Here is a 14,493-nt window from a genome sequence, read left to right as displayed (position 1 = left end):
TTCTCAGGCCTGGGCCGGCAGGGCCGCCAGCTGCCGGGTGCGCGCGTCCTCGCTGCGCGTCACCTCGTCAGCCTTGATGTAGTAGTCGCGGTGGTAGTTGAAGGTGTGCACGATGGCGGCGATCACCAGCACCGCGAAGCTCACGCCGGCCACCAGCCACATATGCCAGATCATCGCGAAACCCAGCAGGGTGGCCAGCGCCGCGATGACCACGCCCGCGCCGGTGTTCTTGGGCATGTGGATGTCCACGAAACCGCCGGTCGGGCGCACGGCGCCGCGCTTCTTCATGTCCGTCCAGGCATCCAGGTCGTGGACCACCGGGGTGAAGGCGAAGTTGTAGGCCGGAGGCGGCGAGGCGGTCGCCCATTCCAGCGTGCGGCCGTCCCAGGGGTCGCCGCTCGCGTCGCGCAGCTGCTCGCGCTTCCTGAAGCTGACGTAGAACTGGATCAGCATGCTGGCGATGCCCAGGGCGATCAGCACGGCGCCGAAGGCGGCGATCTGGAACCAGATCTGGTGCGAGGGATCGCTGAACTGGCTCATACGGCGGGTCACGCCCATCAGGCCCAGCACATACAGCGGCATGAAGGCGAAGTAGAAGCCGATGACCCAGAACCAGAAGGACAGCTTGCCCCAGAACGGGTCGAGGCGGAAGCCGAAGGCCTTGGGGAACCAGAAGTAGATGCCCGCGAACAGGCCGAACAGCACGCCGCCGATGATCACGTTGTGGAAATGCGCGATCAGGAACAGGCTGTTGTGCAGCACGAAGTCCGCCGGGGGCACGGCCAGCAGCACGCCGGTCATGCCGCCGATCACGAAGGTGATCATGAAGGCGATGGTCCACATCATCGGCAGCTCGAACTTGATGCGGCCGCGGTACATCGTGAACAGCCAGTTGAAGATCTTCGCTCCGGTCGGGATCGAGATGATCATCGTCGTGATGCCGAAGAAGCTGTTGACGCTGGCGCCCGAGCCCATCGTGAAGAAGTGGTGCAGCCAGACCAGGTAGGACAGGATCGTGATCACCACCGTCGCGTAGACCATCGAGGCATAGCCGAACAGGCGTTTGCGCGCGAAGGTGGCCACCACCTCGGAGAAGATGCCGAAGCAGGGCAGGACCAGGATGTAGACCTCGGGGTGGCCCCAGATCCAGATCAGGTTCACGTACAGCATGGCGTTGCCGCCCAGGTCCGTCGTGAAGAAATTCGTGCCCAGGTAGCGGTCCAGCGACAGCAGCACCAGGGTCGCGGTCAACACCGGGAAGCTCACCACGATCAGCACGTTGGTGCACAGCGAGGTCCAGGTGAAGACCGGCATCTTCATTAGGTTCATGCCCGGCGCACGCATCTTGATGATGGTGACGATCAGGTTGATGCCCGATAAGGTCGTGCCGACCCCCGCGACCTGCAGCGCCCAGATGTAGTAGTCCACCCCGACGCCCGGACTCGCCAGGATGCCCGACAGCGGCGGGAAGGCCAGCCAGCCGGTGCGGGCGAACTCGCCGACGAACAGCGACATCATCACCAGCACCGCGCCGCCGGCCGTCATCCAGAAGCTGAAGTTGTTCAGGAAGGGGAAGGCCACGTCGCGCGCGCCGATCTGCAGCGGCACCACGTAGTTCATGAAGCCGGTCACCAGGGGCATGGCCACGAAGAAGATCATGATCACGCCGTGGGCGGTGAAGACCTGGTCGTAGTGGTGCGGCGGCAGGAAGCCGGCCTCGCCGCCGAAGGCGATGGCCTGCTGGGCACGCATCATCAGCGCGTCGGAAAAACCGCGCAGCAGCATGACGATGCCCAGCACGATGTACATGATGCCGATCTTCTTGTGGTCGATGCTGGTGAGCCAGTCGTGCCACAGCGGACCCCAGAGGCGGTACTTGGTCAGCAGCGCGAGCAGGCCGAGGCCGCCCAGCAGGACGGCGGCGAAGGTGCCGACCAGGATCGGTTCATGAAAGGGGATCGCCTCCCAACTGAGGCGCCCGAAGATGAGCTGTTGTGCGTCGAGCATCGTGGATCTTCTCGGTAATTCTTGGGCCGCGATTCAGCGCCGCCGTTCAGGGTTGGCGGACGGATGCGAGCTGCGCCGCATACTGGCCGGCGTTCTCGGGCGTGCATAGGGCGGCCACGTAGCTGCGGGTCTGGTCGTCGCGCCAGGGCCGGCTGGCCAGGCCGTCGATGGCGCCCTTGCCGCCGCCGCCGCTGGCGTCGATGGCCATCATCTGGGCCATGCACATCTTGCTGCCGTCGACGCAGCGGTTCAGGATGGCGTCATACAGGCCCTTGGCCACGCTGGCATAGCGGCGCACGGCTTCCTTCTCGCTGGGCTTTTCCAGGCTCAGGTAGGCGTCGCGGCTCAGCTCGCCGCCCTCGGCCTTGTTGCGCGCGACCCAGGCGTCGAATTCGGCGTTCGACAGGCCATGGAACTTGAAGCGCATGTGCGAGAAGCCGTCGCCGCTGAAGTTCGAGGAGAAGCCGTCGTAGACCCCCGCCTTGTTGATCACCCCGTGCAGCTGGGTTTCCATGCCCGGCATCGTGTAGATCATGCCGGCCAGCGCCGGCACGTAGAAGGCGTTCATCACCGTGGACGAGGTGAGCTTGAACTGGATCGGGCGGTCCACCGGTGCGGCCAGTTCGTTGACCGTGGCGATGCCCTGCTCGGGGTAGAGAAACAGCCACTTCCAGTCCAGCGACACCACCTCGACCACCAGCGGCGACACGTCGGCCGGCACCGCACGGTTGGCGTCGATGCGGTCCAGCGGGCGGTAGGGGTCGAGCTTGTGGGTGCTGATCCAGGTGATCGCGCCCAGCGCGATGATGATCAGCAGCGGCGCGCCCCAGATCAGCAGCTCCAGGCGGGTGGAATGGTGCCAGTCCGGGCTGTAGCTGGCCTGGGTGTTGGACTGGCGATAGCGGTAGGCGAAGAGGATGGTCAGCGCGATCACCGGCACGATGATGATCAGCATCAGCAGGGTCGAGGTGACGATCAGCTGGGCCTGCTGCGCGGCGATGTCACCGGAAGGGTTCATCACCACGGTGTTGCACGCTGCCAACGGAGCGGCCAGGGCGGCGAGGCCGAGGCGGCCAAGGATTTTGTTGATCAGGGGCGTTGACGACATCGGGAAAACCAGATCCGCGGGTAAACAATAGTTGTGTGCCGGGCGCGAATGTATCCTGATTGATGCAGATCATCGATAGGACATTTTGTCCCAGCCAGTCAGTCATCTGTCATGTCCAGTACCAGCATTACCCCCCCCGCCCGTTTCCCGGCCGTGCCGGACCACAAGCCGCAATCCGCCGAGGACGCGGCCCTGGCGCCGGGCGACATCGCCGTCGGCGTGATCATCGGCCGGGCGTCCGAGTACTTCGATTTCTTCGTCTACGGCATCGCCTCGGTGCTGGTGTTCCCGGCCATCTTCTTCCCGCACATGGGGCGGCTGGAGGGTACGCTGTGGGCCTTCGCGGTGTTCTCCCTGGCCTTTGTCGTGCGGCCGCTGGGCACGCTGGCCGGCATGTGGATCCAGCGCCGCTTCGGGCGCAGCGCCAAGCTGACCGTGGCGCTGTTCCTGCTGGGCAGCTCGACCGTGGGCATGGCCCTGCTGCCGGGCTACACCACGGCGGGCTTCGCGGCGATCGCGCTGCTGGCGGCCTGCCGCATCGGCCAGGGCCTGGCCCTGGGCGGTTCCTGGGACGGGCTGCCCTCGCTGCTGGCGCTGAACGCGCCCCAGGGCAAGCGCGGCTGGTACGCGATGCTGGGTCAGCTGGGCGCGCCGCTCGGTTTCGTGGTGGCGGGCAGCCTGTTTGCCTATTTGTGGAGCAATCTCTCCAGCAGCGACTTCTTCGACTGGGGCTGGCGCTATCCCTTCTTCGCCGCCTTCGCGATCAATGTGGTGGCGCTGTTCGCGCGCCTGCGCCTGGTGGTGACGCATGAGTACGAACGCAATATGGACAGCCACGAGCTGGAGCCCTGCGATGTGGGTGAGCTGCTGTCGACCCAGGGCTCCAACATCCTGATCGGCGCCTTCGCGGCGCTGGCCAGCTACGCGCTGTTCCACATCGTCACGGTGTTCCCGCTGTCCTGGATCCTGCTGTATTCGGAGCAGAGCGTCGCCGAGTTCCTGGCCATCCAGGTGTTCGGCGCGGTGATGGCCGCGGCGGCAATGCCGGTCTCGGGCCTGATCGCCGACCGCATCGGGCGCCGCCGCCTGCTGGGCATCCTGGCCATCGCGATCGGCCTGTTCAGCCTGCTGGCGCCCACGCTGCTGGAAGGCGGCCGGGTCGGGCAGGACATCTACATCATCACCGGCTTCGTGCTGCTGGGCCTGTCCTACGGCCAGTCCTCGGGCGCGGTGACCTCCAACTTCGAGCTGCATTTGCGCTACACCGGCGCGGCGCTGACCGCCGATCTGGCCTGGCTGGTCGGTGCGGCGTTCGCGCCGCTGGTGGCGCTGGGGCTGTCCGCCCATTTCGGGCTGGAGGCGGTGACCCTGTACCTGCTGTCCGGCGTGGCCTGCACCCTGCTGGCGCTGCGCGCCAACCGGGCGCTGGCATTGCGAGATTAAGCTCTCGCCGGCCCCGCGGGCTCCGTTGGGGCGGCTGCGCTGTCAGTCCGATTCGGAATAGGCGCGCCAGCGCGCGCTGGCGCGGCGCATCAGTGCCACCTGGGCGGCGAAGCGCGGGCAGGCCTGGCAGATCAGCATGTGCAGGCGCACGGCCAGGCGTTCGTGCCAGGGCAGGGCGCGGTCCTGGGCTTGCAGCACCAGGGCGGTGACTTCGCGGCAGGTTCGACGCAGCAGCATGGCGATCAGGCGGGGCGATGGGACGATGTGGGGGTAAACCAGTTCAGCTGCAGGCATTCGCGCAGACGCAGGCGTGCGCGATGCAGCATGACCCAGAGATTGGTCGGGCTGATGGCCAGGACCTTACAGATCTCGTCGGTCTCCAGTTCCAGCCACTCGCGCATCATGAACAGGCGCCCCTGCTGGCCGGGCAGATGCTCGACGCAGGCCTCCAGCACCCTGATGAACTCCAGCTGCCGCAAGGCCGCCTCGGGGTCGCCCCAGTCCTGCGGTGCCTCGCGCCAGTGGCCGTCGGCCCGGAACAGCTCCTCGTCGAGGTCGACGCCGTCTTCCGGCGTGCTCGAGAGCTCGCGGCAATTGCGCCGGATCTGGTCGACCAGTTTGTGCTTGAGGATGCCGACCAGCCAGGTCTTGAGCTGCGACTGGCCGGCGAAGGCCAGCGGTCTCTCCAGCGCGGCCAGCAGGGTCTCGGACACCGCATCTTCGGCCCAGGCCGGGTTGTGCAGCTGCATGCGGGCGTACTTCAGCAGCTGCGGGCGCAGCGCTTCCAGGGCCTGGGCGAAATCGGTCATGCGAGGCCTGTCGGCGTAGCTTTTGTTCGGCGCAGTGTAAGGACTTCGGCGCCTGCCGCGACGCAGGCCACAGCAGCGCATGACGCGCTTGCTGCCTTCGATCCCTGATCCCACAAGGAGTTTTCCATGAACACCACATCGCACATCGTGTCCTCTGCCCTGGCCGCCGCGCTGGCCATGGGTTTCTCGGCCCAGGCGGCCGCGCAGGACAGCGGCAAGGAGAAGTGCTACGGCATCGCCAAGGCCGGCCAGAACGACTGCGCCAACCTCTCGGGCAGCCATTCCTGCGCGGGCCAGTCGAAGATGGACATGTCCCCCGACGAATGGAAGTACGTGAACAAGGGCAGCTGCAAGGACATGAAGGGCCTGACGAGCGACGAGGCCAAGGCCAAGCTGGCCATGAAGAAGTAAGCGGCGAACCCGCGATGAAGCTGCGATGAGCCCGGACGCCCTGCAGAGCCCGGCCGGCATCGGCTGGCGCCAGCCGCATTACGAGGCGCTGCTGCGCGAGCGGCCGCGCCTGGGCTTCCTGCAGGTGCATTCGGAGAACTTCTTCGCGCCGGGCGGCGCGGCCCTGCAGGTGCTGGCCGCGGGCCGCGCGCAATACCCGGTCAGCCTGCATGGCGTGGGCCTGTCGCTGGGCTCGGCCGGCGGGCTGGACGAGGCCCATCTGGAGAAATTGGCCGGCCTGGTCGAACGCATCGAGCCGCTGCGCGTGTCCGATCACGCCAGTTTTGCGTGCGCGCCGGGCCGTCATGCCAACGACCTGCTGCCCATCGCCTTCACCGAGGCCAGCCTGGCGATCATGGTGGCGAACGTGCAGCGGGTGCAGGAGCGCCTGCGGCGGCCGCTGCTGGTCGAGAACCTCAGCGCCTACCTGGCCTGGGACGACGACGCGCTGGCCGAGCCGGAGTTCTTCAATGCGCTCAGCGCGCGCAGCGGCTGCGGCCTGCTGCTGGATGTCAACAACCTGGTCGTCAATGCGCTCAACCGCCGTCCCGACCAAGAGGACCCCGATCAAGAGGGCGCCGAAGCGGGCGCGCTGCGCGAGGCCTGCGCCTGGATCGACGCGTTGCGGCCCGGCAGCGTGGGCGAGATCCACCTGGCCGGGCATGCCCGCCTGGACGGCATCGTGATCGACAACCATGGCAGCCGGGTCTGCGAGACGGTCTGGGCCGTGCATGCCCATGCGCTGCGCCGATTCGGCCCGGTGCCCAGCCTGATCGAATGGGACACCGAGATCCCCGCGCTGGCGGTGCTGCTGGAGGAGGCCGCCCGTGCCGATGCCGTCGCGGCCGCGGCGCTCGGGAGGGCGCGGCCATGAACGCAACCGCGCGCGAAGCCCGGCGCCAGCGGGCCCTGCTGGCCGCCCTCGACAGCGGTGCCTTGCCTGCGGGGCTGACAAGCCCGGCCGGCATCGCCGGCGGCGCGGCGGCCGGGCTGCGGGCCTACCGGCGCAATGCGCAGGCCCTGGCGGACAAGGCATTGACGGCCGCATTTCCGCGCCTGCATGCGCTGCTGGGCGAGACGCAGTTCGCCGCGATGGCCTGGGCCTTCTGGCGCCAGCGGCCGCCGCGCTGCGGCGACCTGGGCCGCTGGGGTCAGGACTTGCCCGACTTTCTGGAGGCGCAGCCCGGCATGGACGCCGAGCCGCCGGCGCTGGCGCGCCTGGAATGGGCGCTGCATGAAGCCGAGCGGGCGGCCGATGCCGAGCTGGATGCCGACACCCTGCCATTGCTGGGGCAGGAAGCGCCGGAACGGCTGCGCCTGGCGTTGCGCCCCGGGCTGCAACTGCTCCCGCCGCAGCGGCTGGTGTGGCGGCGCGTCTGGCGCGCCGAGACGCTGGAGCTGGAGGCGGGCCCCGCCGATTTCTTCGCGCGCCTGCTGGCGGGCCAGAGCCTCGGCGCGGCGCTGGACGGCTGCCTGGCCGCGCATCCGGATTTCGACTTCTCCCAATGGCTGCAGGCCGCCCTGCGCGAGGGCTGGCTGTGGGCGGTTCTGCGCCTCGACGCATAAGGACAAGACAGCATGAACACGATGATCAAGATGACGCTCGGGGCCCTGACCGACCCCGGGCTGGAACGCCCGCTGGCCATGGCGCAACCGCTGGCCGCCCTGGTCGAGCAGTTGCGCTCGCTGGCGCTGCTGCTGGCACGGCTTTATGTGGCCCAGGTGTTCTTCCTCTCGGGGCTGACCAAGATTCGCGACTGGGACACCACGCTGGCCCTGTTCCAGGACGAGTACCGGGTGCCGCTGCTGTCGCCCGCGCTCGCGGCCTACCTGGGCACCGGCGGCGAACTGCTGCTGCCGCTGCTGCTGCTGCTGGGGCTCGCCGGGCGCTTCGCGGCGCTGGGGCTGACGGTGCTGAACATCGTCGCGGTGCTGAGCCTGGCCGAGATCGCGCCGGCCGCGCTGCTGGGCCACCAACTCTGGGGCAGCCTGCTGCTGGCGGTGTTGCTGTGCGGCGCGGGCCGCTGGTCGCTGGACGCGCTGATCGCGCGCCGCTAGGTCGGGACGGTGCCGCTCGCCGCGCCGCCCCAGAAGCGGCGCGGGCTGTGCTGTTTGGGGCAAGCCGCGCCCTGCAAAGACAAACAGCGAGCGCGCCACGGCTTGGCCGTCGCGCAGATGCCGGCCCGCGACGGCCAAGCCGCCCGATGCAATGTCGGATTTGCGGCGGGAGCCGACCTACGCCCGGCTCATCTCTAGGGCGGCAGTCGGCCACAAACTGCCGGTCACGAAACGAGCGCAAAGCTGACCGTGGATTTGCGGATTCCGCCTCTTCACCGGATCGGGCGTCAGCGCACGGTCCTGCTGAACGCCCTAATCTCCTTGCTTAACCAAGACCTGAGTGCCGCGATGTTCGGGCTGTCCCGCTCACCCACTCGGTAGACCAGGTCGTACCCGCGCTCGGCCTTCAAAAGAAGGTTTGGGAACGGCGCAACCAGCCGCCCCGCCGCGATGTCATCGGCCACCAGGGTGCTGCGGGCCAGCGCGATGCCCTCGCCACGGATGGCCGCCTCCACAGCCATGCTGCCGTGGCTGAAGGTCGGCCCACGCGGCGGACGCTTGCGGCTCAGGCCGGCCAGCGCGAACCACTGGGTCCAGTCAACCAGCATGCCGACTTCGTGAAGCAGGGTGCAGCCCACGACATCCATCGCCGATGCCAACCCACCGGCCTCGCTCTGGTAAGCGGGACTGCATATCGGCGTCACCGACTCCTCCAGGACCCGCTCCGACATCACGTTCGGGTAGCTGCCGAAGCCGTAGCGGATCGCAGCGTCGACATGACCCGCCCGCAGGTCGACGTTCACGTCCGTGACGTCCATCTGGACATCGAAGGACGGGCAGCTGGCCCTCAGCCCGGGCAAACGCGGCGCCAGCCACTTGCTCGCGAATGACACGCTGGTGCTTACCATCAAACGATTCGCGCGGTCGTCGCCGCGCAGGCGCTGCGCCTCGCTGGCCAGCTCGCCGAGCAGGCGAGCCACTGTCGCATGGAACTCTGCACCGGCCTCCGTCATGACGATACGGCGCGTGAGGCGCAGGAACAGCGGCTTGCCGAGGTCGGCTTCCAGGGTGGCGATGTGGCGGCTGATGGCGCCATGAGTAAGGTGCAGCTCGTCGGCGGCCTGCGTCATGCTCAAGAGGCGGCCCGCGGCCTCGAAGGCGCGCAGGGTCTGCATGGGAGGTAACCGATCGAACATGTCCAATGCGTGAGTTCCGCTCACGCATTATGTGAGGACAAATCGCTTGTCCGATGTGGTCTGTGCAGCGAAAAATCACGCAATTAAATCACTTCCGACCATGTCCCTCGATACTTGGATCCTGTTTCTCGTGACCGCCATTGGCATGTCGCTGTCTCCCGGTCCAAATGGATTACTGGCGCTGACCCATGGAGCGTTGCACGGCAGCCGCAAGACCCTCTTCACGATCGTGGGTGGTCTCGTCGGCTTCACCGCAATCATGGCACTGTGCATGTTCGGCATCGGTACGCTGGCCAAGTCGTCGGTGGAGTGGCTAACGGTCCTCAAGTGGGTGGGCGGGGCTTACTTGGCATGGCTCGGCGTCAAGCTGTGGTGGGCGCCACCCATCACGTTGGAGAGGCCGTCCAGGGAAGCCGGAGCCCCAGGTGCCACCATGTTCCGCCAAGGACTGCTGTCAGCGGCGACTAATCCCAAGGGCCTGCTGTTCTTCAGCGCGTTGCTTCCGCAGTTCATCGACCCGCAGCGCAGCCTGCTGATGCAATTCGCGATCATGGCCGCCACCTATGCGGTGACGGAATTTTGGACCGAGTACGCGCTCGCCAGCGCCGCCCATCGTGTGCGCCCCTGGCTGGCCAAGGTGGGCCGACGCTTCAACCAGGCGTGCGGTGGGATCTTCGTCGCCATCGGCGCTGCACTACCGTTGCGGGGCTAACGGCCAGCCGATGGAACTGCTGCTCTTCAAGCTGATCGCTTCGCCGTTGCTGCTGTTGGGGGCCACGCTGGCGGTCCGCCGCTGGGGCGAGTCCATTGGCGGCTTCTTCGTGGGGCTGCCGCTGACCTCGGGGCCGATCTCTCTGTTCCTGGCGCTGGAGCAGGGCGCCCCCTTCGCCCGTGAAGCGACCTCCGGGTCCCTGACGGCGACCGCCGCGCAGGCGGCAGCCGTCTGGGCCTACTGCCTTCTGGCCACGAGAGGTTGCCTGCTGGCGATCATCGGCTCTTGCCTCGCCTTCGCCGTGGTCGCGGGGCTGCTTCAGGCCAGTGAGTGGCCACAGGGTCTGCTGTTCGCCATCGCCTTGGCGGCGATCGCAGGCGCACTGCACTTCAGTCCCATGGCGGCGCCAGATCGTCGAGTCACGGCGCCGGCGCGGTGGGACATTCCAGCCCGGATCGCTCTGATGATGATGCTCGTTCTGGTTGTGACGGCCGCTGCCCCAAGGCTGGGGCCGCAGGTCAGCGGGGTGCTGGCGTCGTTTCCCTTTATGGGCCTGATCCTCACGGTATTCGCGCACCATATTGCTGGTCCGGGCGCCGGCCAGAGCGTGATGCGGGGCATGGGTGCAGGTCTAGTGGGTTTCGGCGTCTTCTTCTATGTGCTCAGCCTGGCGCTGACCCGGGTCGCCATGCCGCTGGCCTACGGTGCCGCACTGATTGCGGCACTTGGCTTGCAGGCATGGAGCTTCCGGCGACTGCGCCAACGGACAGCTCTGGGAGCTGTCGTGGAGTGAACGGAGCAGATGGCTTGTGGCCGATAGCTTTACGGACCGACCGGTTGCTTCTTGGATGTCCAACCACGATGCCACGGCCTCGGGCGATGGGCAGCTTTAGAGCAACCTGTCCGGCTGCTATGAGTCGATCGGGTGAGTTCGGCGCGCTCAAGCCTGCGGCGGCCCAGCCTAAGGCTGTCCTGCCGGCGTGACAGCTAGACCGGCGTGCATGTTCCATGTGCACATGCATGGCAACCCACAAGCAGGGACGCGCCCCGGAGGCTGCCCACGTGCCCGCGGGCGGGGCCTTACTCGCGGGGCTGGAAGCTGATGACGAGCAAGGCGGGCACGCGGCCGTCGACATCGCGCGGCAGCACCTCGGTCTTGTCGATGGCGCGCAGCACGGCCTTGTCCCATTCCGCATCGCCGCTGCTCTTGACGAGGCGGCGGCTCAGGATCGTCCCGTCGGGAGCCGCGCGCACCTCGGCCTCGGCCACCGGATTGCCCGTGCCGGCATCGCTGTAGATGATGTTGGGGCGGATGCGTGCCTTGATGCGGCCGGCATAGCTGGATGAAGGCCCGGCGCTCTGCAGCGCGGTGCCGGCGGCGTTGGGCGCGCCGGTGGCGCCGGCCATGCCCTGGATGCGGCGCAGATTGTCCTGACGCTGCTTCTCCAATGCGGCTTCGGCCTTCTTGGCGTTGTCCTGCTTGGCCTTGTCTTCCTTGAGCTTGTCCTCTTTGGCCTTGTCGTCGCGCGCCTTCTGCTCTTCCTTGGCCTTTTTGTCCTTGAGCTCCTGCTCGCGCTTCTTGCGCTCGGCTTCGTCCTCGGCGCGCTTCTTCTCGAGTTTCTTCTTCTTCTCGCGCTCCATCGCGATCTCGGCCTCGCGCTGCTCCTGCTCGGCGCGCGGATCGGGCTTGGGAGGCTCGGGTGCGGGCCGTGGCTTGACCGGTTCGGGTTCGGGCTCCGGCGGCGGCGCCTGCTCGCGCGGCGCGGCGGCCACCGGCACGGCGCCCCAGAGCTCGGCCTCGAAGGCCGGCTCGGTCTTGCTGCGCCAGTTCAGGCCGGCCGTCAGGGCGACGATCAGCAGGCCATGGGCGATCAGGGCCAGCACGATGCCGCGGCCCAGGCCCGGGGCGGGCGGCGGACGCGAGGGGTCCCGATGCAGGGCGAGGACGCTCATGGAGTGGCTCTTCGGCTGCGCGTCAACCGCCGCTGGCGCCGCTCTTGACGGCCAGGCCGACGCGCTGGATGCCGGCGCTCTGCAGGGCATCCATCACCTTGACGACGGCCTCGTACTTGACGGCCTTGTCGGCCGAGATCACGACCGGCGAGTTGTCCTTGCCCGCCTGTGCCTGCTTGACGCGGTCGGCCAGTCGGTTCATCTGGATGCCTTCGGGCTCGCCCTTGTCGATCTTGAGCTTGAGCTTTTCGTCGCTGCCGACGATCACGTGGATCACCTGGTCGGGCTGCTGGCGGCTCTTGCCCACGCTGGGCAGGTCGACCAGGCCGGTCGTGATCAGCGGCGCGCTGACCATGAAGATGATCAGCAGCACCAGCATCACGTCGATGAAGGGCACCATATTGATCTCGTTGATCGTGCGGCGGCGGCCGCCGCCACGCGGGCTGATGGCAGCCATGTCAGTCGGCTCCATGCTGGCCGCCGATGGGCGCACCGGCGTTGCGCTGCAGGATGTTGGAGAACTCCTCGATGAAGGTCTCCAGCGTGATCGCGCTGCGGTCGATCTGGCGGGCGAAGCGGTTGTAGGCCAGCACGGCGGGGATCGCGGCGAACAGGCCGATCGCGGTGGCGACCAGGGCCTCGGCGATGCCGGGGGCCACGGTGGCCAGGGTCACCTGCTGCAGGTTGGACAGGCCCACGAAGGCGTGCATGATGCCCCAGATGGTGCCGAACAGGCCCACATAGGGCGAGACCGAGCCGACCGAGGCCAGGAAGGACAGGTGCGACTCCATCGCGTCCAGCTCGCGCTGGAAGCTGGCGCGCATCGCGCGGCGGGCGCCGTCCAGCAGGGCGCTGGGCTCGGCGACGCGGCGCTCGCGCAGCTTCAGGAATTCGCGCATGCCGGCGGCGAAGATGCGCTCCAGCGGGGCACCGCCCTGCTTGCCGTTGACGCTGTTGTAGAGCTCGTTGAGGTTCTTGCCGGACCAGAACTCGGCCTCGAAGGCCTCGTTGGCGGCCTTGACCTTGGACAGCGCGAAGAACTTGCTGAAGATCACGCTCCAGCTGGCCAGCGACATCGCGAGCAGGCCGGCGATCACCAGTTGCACCGCGAAGCTGGCGTGCAGGATCAGGCTGACGATGGAAAGGTCTTGGTTCATTGTTGCTTGGTCTGGGCGTCCAGGGCCTGGAGGATGGCCGCGGGGATGCGGGTGGGTTTGAAGGTCCGGCTGTCCACGCAGCCGATGCGGATCTCGCCCTCGCACAGCAGGCGTTCGCCGCAGCGCGCCGTCTGATGGAGCGTCATGCTGACACGACCGCACTCGGCAAGGCGCACCGAGACCTGTAAAAAATCGTCAAGCCGGGCCGGGCTCAGGTAGCGCAGCGCGGTGCTGCCGACGACGAACATCACGCCGCCGTCCTGGCGCATGCGCTCCTGCTCGAAGCCCAGGGCGCGCAGCCACTCGGTGCGCGCGCGCTCGAAGTACTTCAGGTAGTTGGCGTAGAAGACCACGCCGCCGGCGTCGGTGTCTTCCCAGTAGACGCGCAGGCCGTGCTCGAAGTCGCTCATGCCTTGTGCTTCAGCGCCGCGGCCAGTCGGGCCACCGCTTCCTTCAGGTCGTCGAGGCTGCTGGCGAAGGACAGGCGCACCCAGCGCTCGGCGCCCAGCTTGCCGAAGTCCTTGCCCGGAGTCAGGGCGATATGGGCCTTGTCCATCATCTCGAAGCAGAAGTCCCAGCTGCTGGACGAGAAGGCCGAGACGTCGAACCAGACATAGAAGGCGCCGTCCGGTACGACCGGCACCGTGAAGCCGAGCTGCTGCAGCGCCGGCACGATGTAGTCGCGCCGGACCTTGAACTCGGCGCGGCGGCGTTCGTACTCCCTGAGCTGCGCAGGCTCGAAGCAGGCCAGGGCCGCATGCTGGGCAATGCTGGAGGGGCAGATGAAAAGGTTCTGCGCCAGCTTCTCGACGGGCTGGACCAGGGCCGGCGGCAGCACCAGCCAGCCCAGGCGCCAGCCGGTCATGCCGAAATACTTGGAGAAGCTGTTGACCGAGATCACGTCCTCGCCCAGAGCCAGCGCGCTGTGGCCGAAATGTTCCTCGTAGCTCAGGCCCAGGTAGATCTCGTCGACGATGGTGACGCCGCCGCGCGCGCGCACGGCCGCGACGATGGCGCGCATCTCCTCGGGTTCGATCGAGGTGCCGGTCGGGTTGCTGGGCGAGGCCAGCAGCACGCCGCGGGTCTGCGCGTCCCAGGCGGCCTCGATCTGCGCGGCGCTGGGCTGGAAGCGCTGCGCCGCACCGGCGTCCAGCAGCACGGCCTGGGCGTCGGCGGCCGCGACGAAATGGCGGTTGCAGGGGTAGCAGGGGTCGGGCATCAGCACCCGGTCGCCGCGCTCGAACAGGGCCAGGCAGGCCAGCTGCAGGGCGGCCGAGGCGCCGGCGGTGACGACGATGCGTTCGGGCGCGATGTCCAGGCCGAAATGCGTGCCGTACCAGCCTGCAATCGCCTGGCGCAACGCCGGCAGGCCGGTGGCCGGCGTGTACTGGGTGCGGCCCGTCTCGATGCAGGCCTGGGCCGCGGCCTGCACCGCCGGCGGCGCGCCGAAGTCGGGCTCGCCGATGTTCAGGTAGATCATGCGCCGGCCGCCCTGGGCCGGGTCGCAGGCCGGGCTGCGGGCGATCTCCGCCGCGGCCTTGGCACATTCCATCACGTAGAAGGGCTCGATCTGCTCGAGCCGCTGGGCCAGCTTCATCGG

General features: G+C 67.8%; 17 protein-coding genes. 7 read left to right on the top strand and 10 right to left on the bottom strand.

Annotation, left to right across the window (positions count from 1 at the left end):
• Positions 1–3: 3 nt before the first annotated feature.
• Positions 4–2,007 (bottom strand): cytochrome o ubiquinol oxidase subunit I, encoded by a 2,004-nt coding sequence (gene cyoB / locus AC07OQ_RS01500; RefSeq protein WP_495051306.1) that lies wholly within the window; start codon positions 2,005–2,007, stop codon positions 4–6.
• A gap of 46 nt (positions 2,008–2,053) precedes the next feature.
• The gene (cyoA, locus tag AC07OQ_RS01495) at positions 2,054–3,115 is read right to left on the bottom strand and encodes a ubiquinol oxidase subunit II (protein WP_495051305.1); all 1,062 of its coding nucleotides are present in this window, start codon (positions 3,113–3,115) and stop codon (positions 2,054–2,056) included.
• A gap of 111 nt (positions 3,116–3,226) precedes the next feature.
• Between cyoA and AC07OQ_RS01490 the strand changes: the two genes are divergently transcribed.
• The gene (locus AC07OQ_RS01490) at positions 3,227–4,558 is read left to right on the top strand and encodes an MFS transporter (RefSeq protein WP_495051304.1); all 1,332 of its coding nucleotides are present in this window, start codon (positions 3,227–3,229) and stop codon (positions 4,556–4,558) included.
• Between the two features lie 42 nt (positions 4,559–4,600).
• Here the strand turns inward: AC07OQ_RS01490 and AC07OQ_RS01485 are convergent, their stop codons facing one another.
• On the bottom strand, positions 4,601–4,795 hold the full coding sequence (locus AC07OQ_RS01485; RefSeq protein WP_495051303.1) for an anti-sigma factor family protein: 195 nt from the start codon (positions 4,793–4,795) through the stop codon (positions 4,601–4,603).
• 5 nt (positions 4,796–4,800) lie between these two features.
• Complete coding sequence (locus AC07OQ_RS01480) at positions 4,801–5,367, bottom strand: sigma-70 family RNA polymerase sigma factor (protein ID WP_495051302.1); 567 nt, start codon at positions 5,365–5,367, stop codon at positions 4,801–4,803.
• Positions 5,368–5,493: 126 nt separating this feature from the next.
• Between AC07OQ_RS01480 and AC07OQ_RS01475 the strand changes: the two genes are divergently transcribed.
• From AC07OQ_RS01475 to AC07OQ_RS01460, 4 genes are read left to right on the top strand one after another with little or no spacing between them, the layout of a single operon-like run.
• On the top strand, positions 5,494–5,778 hold the full coding sequence (locus AC07OQ_RS01475; RefSeq protein WP_495051301.1) for a BufA1 family periplasmic bufferin-type metallophore: 285 nt from the start codon (positions 5,494–5,496) through the stop codon (positions 5,776–5,778).
• Positions 5,779–5,803: 25 nt separating this feature from the next.
• Entirely contained in the window at positions 5,804–6,691 is an 888-nt protein-coding gene (locus tag AC07OQ_RS01470) for an MbnB/TglH/ChrH family RiPP precursor modification enzyme (protein WP_495051300.1), read from the top strand.
• A complete protein-coding gene (locus AC07OQ_RS01465) occupies positions 6,688–7,383 on the top strand; it encodes an HvfC/BufC family peptide modification chaperone (protein WP_495051299.1) in 696 nt (231 codons plus the stop codon). Before AC07OQ_RS01470 ends, AC07OQ_RS01465 begins: the two co-directional genes overlap by 4 nt.
• 12 nt (positions 7,384–7,395) lie before the next feature.
• Positions 7,396–7,875 carry a DoxX family protein gene (locus AC07OQ_RS01460; protein ID WP_495051298.1) on the top strand — a complete coding sequence of 160 codons (480 nt, stop codon included), beginning with the start codon at positions 7,396–7,398 and terminating at the stop codon, positions 7,873–7,875.
• Positions 7,876–8,162: 287 nt separating this feature from the next.
• Here AC07OQ_RS01460 and gcvA read toward each other — a convergent pair whose 3' ends face one another.
• Positions 8,163–9,071 (bottom strand): transcriptional regulator GcvA, encoded by a 909-nt coding sequence (gcvA, locus tag AC07OQ_RS01455; protein WP_495051379.1) that lies wholly within the window; start codon positions 9,069–9,071, stop codon positions 8,163–8,165.
• Positions 9,072–9,171: 100 nt separating this feature from the next.
• Here gcvA and AC07OQ_RS01450 point away from each other — a divergent pair, with 100 nt between their 5' ends.
• A complete protein-coding gene (locus AC07OQ_RS01450; RefSeq protein WP_495051297.1) occupies positions 9,172–9,783 on the top strand; it encodes a LysE family translocator in 612 nt (203 codons plus the stop codon).
• Between the two features lie 10 nt (positions 9,784–9,793).
• Entirely contained in the window at positions 9,794–10,576 is a 783-nt protein-coding gene (locus tag AC07OQ_RS01445) for a hypothetical protein (RefSeq protein WP_495051296.1), read from the top strand.
• A 287-nt stretch (positions 10,577–10,863) separates the two neighbouring features.
• On the opposite strand, the gene tolA is transcribed toward AC07OQ_RS01445, so the two are convergent.
• Genes tolA through AC07OQ_RS01420 form a run of 5 tightly spaced genes read right to left on the bottom strand, consistent with a single transcriptional unit; the run spans position 10,864 to position 14,490 of the window.
• A complete protein-coding gene (gene tolA, locus AC07OQ_RS01440) occupies positions 10,864–11,736 on the bottom strand; it encodes a cell envelope integrity protein TolA (protein WP_495051295.1) in 873 nt (290 codons plus the stop codon).
• Between the two features lie 22 nt (positions 11,737–11,758).
• Positions 11,759–12,193, bottom strand: coding sequence for a protein TolR (gene tolR, locus AC07OQ_RS01435; RefSeq protein ID WP_495051294.1), 435 nt, complete (start codon positions 12,191–12,193; stop codon positions 11,759–11,761).
• A gap of 1 nt (position 12,194) precedes the next feature.
• A complete protein-coding gene (gene tolQ / locus AC07OQ_RS01430) occupies positions 12,195–12,893 on the bottom strand; it encodes a protein TolQ (protein ID WP_495051293.1) in 699 nt (232 codons plus the stop codon).
• Positions 12,890–13,303, bottom strand: a complete 414-nt coding sequence (gene ybgC / locus AC07OQ_RS01425) for a tol-pal system-associated acyl-CoA thioesterase (RefSeq protein ID WP_495051292.1) — start codon at positions 13,301–13,303, stop codon at positions 12,890–12,892. Before ybgC ends, tolQ begins: the two co-directional genes overlap by 4 nt.
• Positions 13,300–14,490 carry a pyridoxal phosphate-dependent aminotransferase gene (locus tag AC07OQ_RS01420; protein ID WP_495051291.1) on the bottom strand — a complete coding sequence of 397 codons (1,191 nt, stop codon included), beginning with the start codon at positions 14,488–14,490 and terminating at the stop codon, positions 13,300–13,302. Before AC07OQ_RS01420 ends, ybgC begins: the two co-directional genes overlap by 4 nt.
• Positions 14,491–14,493: the final 3 nt, after the last annotated feature.

It is taken from the genome of Roseateles sp. GW821-FHT09B06 (assembly GCF_059418245.1).
This window is presented reverse-complemented; position numbering and strand designations above follow the sequence as displayed.

What these genes read in the sequence shown, in the direction of transcription:
- cyoB (WP_495051306.1), bottom strand. Translation starts at nt 2,007, where the DNA reads ATGCTCGACGCACAACAGCTCATCTTCGGGCGCCTCAGTTGGGAGGCG.
- cyoA (WP_495051305.1), bottom strand. Translation starts at nt 3,115, where the DNA reads ATGTCGTCAACGCCCCTGATCAACAAAATCCTTGGCCGCCTCGGCCTC.
- AC07OQ_RS01490 (WP_495051304.1), top strand. Translation starts at nt 3,227, where the DNA reads ATGTCCAGTACCAGCATTACCCCCCCCGCCCGTTTCCCGGCCGTGCCG.
- AC07OQ_RS01485 (WP_495051303.1), bottom strand. Translation starts at nt 4,795, where the DNA reads ATGCTGCTGCGTCGAACCTGCCGCGAAGTCACCGCCCTGGTGCTGCAA.
- AC07OQ_RS01480 (WP_495051302.1), bottom strand. Translation starts at nt 5,367, where the DNA reads ATGACCGATTTCGCCCAGGCCCTGGAAGCGCTGCGCCCGCAGCTGCTG.
- AC07OQ_RS01475 (WP_495051301.1), top strand. Translation starts at nt 5,494, where the DNA reads ATGAACACCACATCGCACATCGTGTCCTCTGCCCTGGCCGCCGCGCTG.
- AC07OQ_RS01470 (WP_495051300.1), top strand. Translation starts at nt 5,804, where the DNA reads ATGAGCCCGGACGCCCTGCAGAGCCCGGCCGGCATCGGCTGGCGCCAG.
- AC07OQ_RS01465 (WP_495051299.1), top strand. Translation starts at nt 6,688, where the DNA reads ATGAACGCAACCGCGCGCGAAGCCCGGCGCCAGCGGGCCCTGCTGGCC.
- AC07OQ_RS01460 (WP_495051298.1), top strand. Translation starts at nt 7,396, where the DNA reads ATGAACACGATGATCAAGATGACGCTCGGGGCCCTGACCGACCCCGGG.
- gcvA (WP_495051379.1), bottom strand. Translation starts at nt 9,071, where the DNA reads ATGTTCGATCGGTTACCTCCCATGCAGACCCTGCGCGCCTTCGAGGCC.
- AC07OQ_RS01450 (WP_495051297.1), top strand. Translation starts at nt 9,172, where the DNA reads ATGTCCCTCGATACTTGGATCCTGTTTCTCGTGACCGCCATTGGCATG.
- AC07OQ_RS01445 (WP_495051296.1), top strand. Translation starts at nt 9,794, where the DNA reads ATGGAACTGCTGCTCTTCAAGCTGATCGCTTCGCCGTTGCTGCTGTTG.
- tolA (WP_495051295.1), bottom strand. Translation starts at nt 11,736, where the DNA reads ATGAGCGTCCTCGCCCTGCATCGGGACCCCTCGCGTCCGCCGCCCGCC.
- tolR (WP_495051294.1), bottom strand. Translation starts at nt 12,193, where the DNA reads ATGGCTGCCATCAGCCCGCGTGGCGGCGGCCGCCGCCGCACGATCAAC.
- tolQ (WP_495051293.1), bottom strand. Translation starts at nt 12,893, where the DNA reads ATGAACCAAGACCTTTCCATCGTCAGCCTGATCCTGCACGCCAGCTTC.
- ybgC (WP_495051292.1), bottom strand. Translation starts at nt 13,303, where the DNA reads ATGAGCGACTTCGAGCACGGCCTGCGCGTCTACTGGGAAGACACCGAC.
- AC07OQ_RS01420 (WP_495051291.1), bottom strand. Translation starts at nt 14,490, where the DNA reads ATGAAGCTGGCCCAGCGGCTCGAGCAGATCGAGCCCTTCTACGTGATG.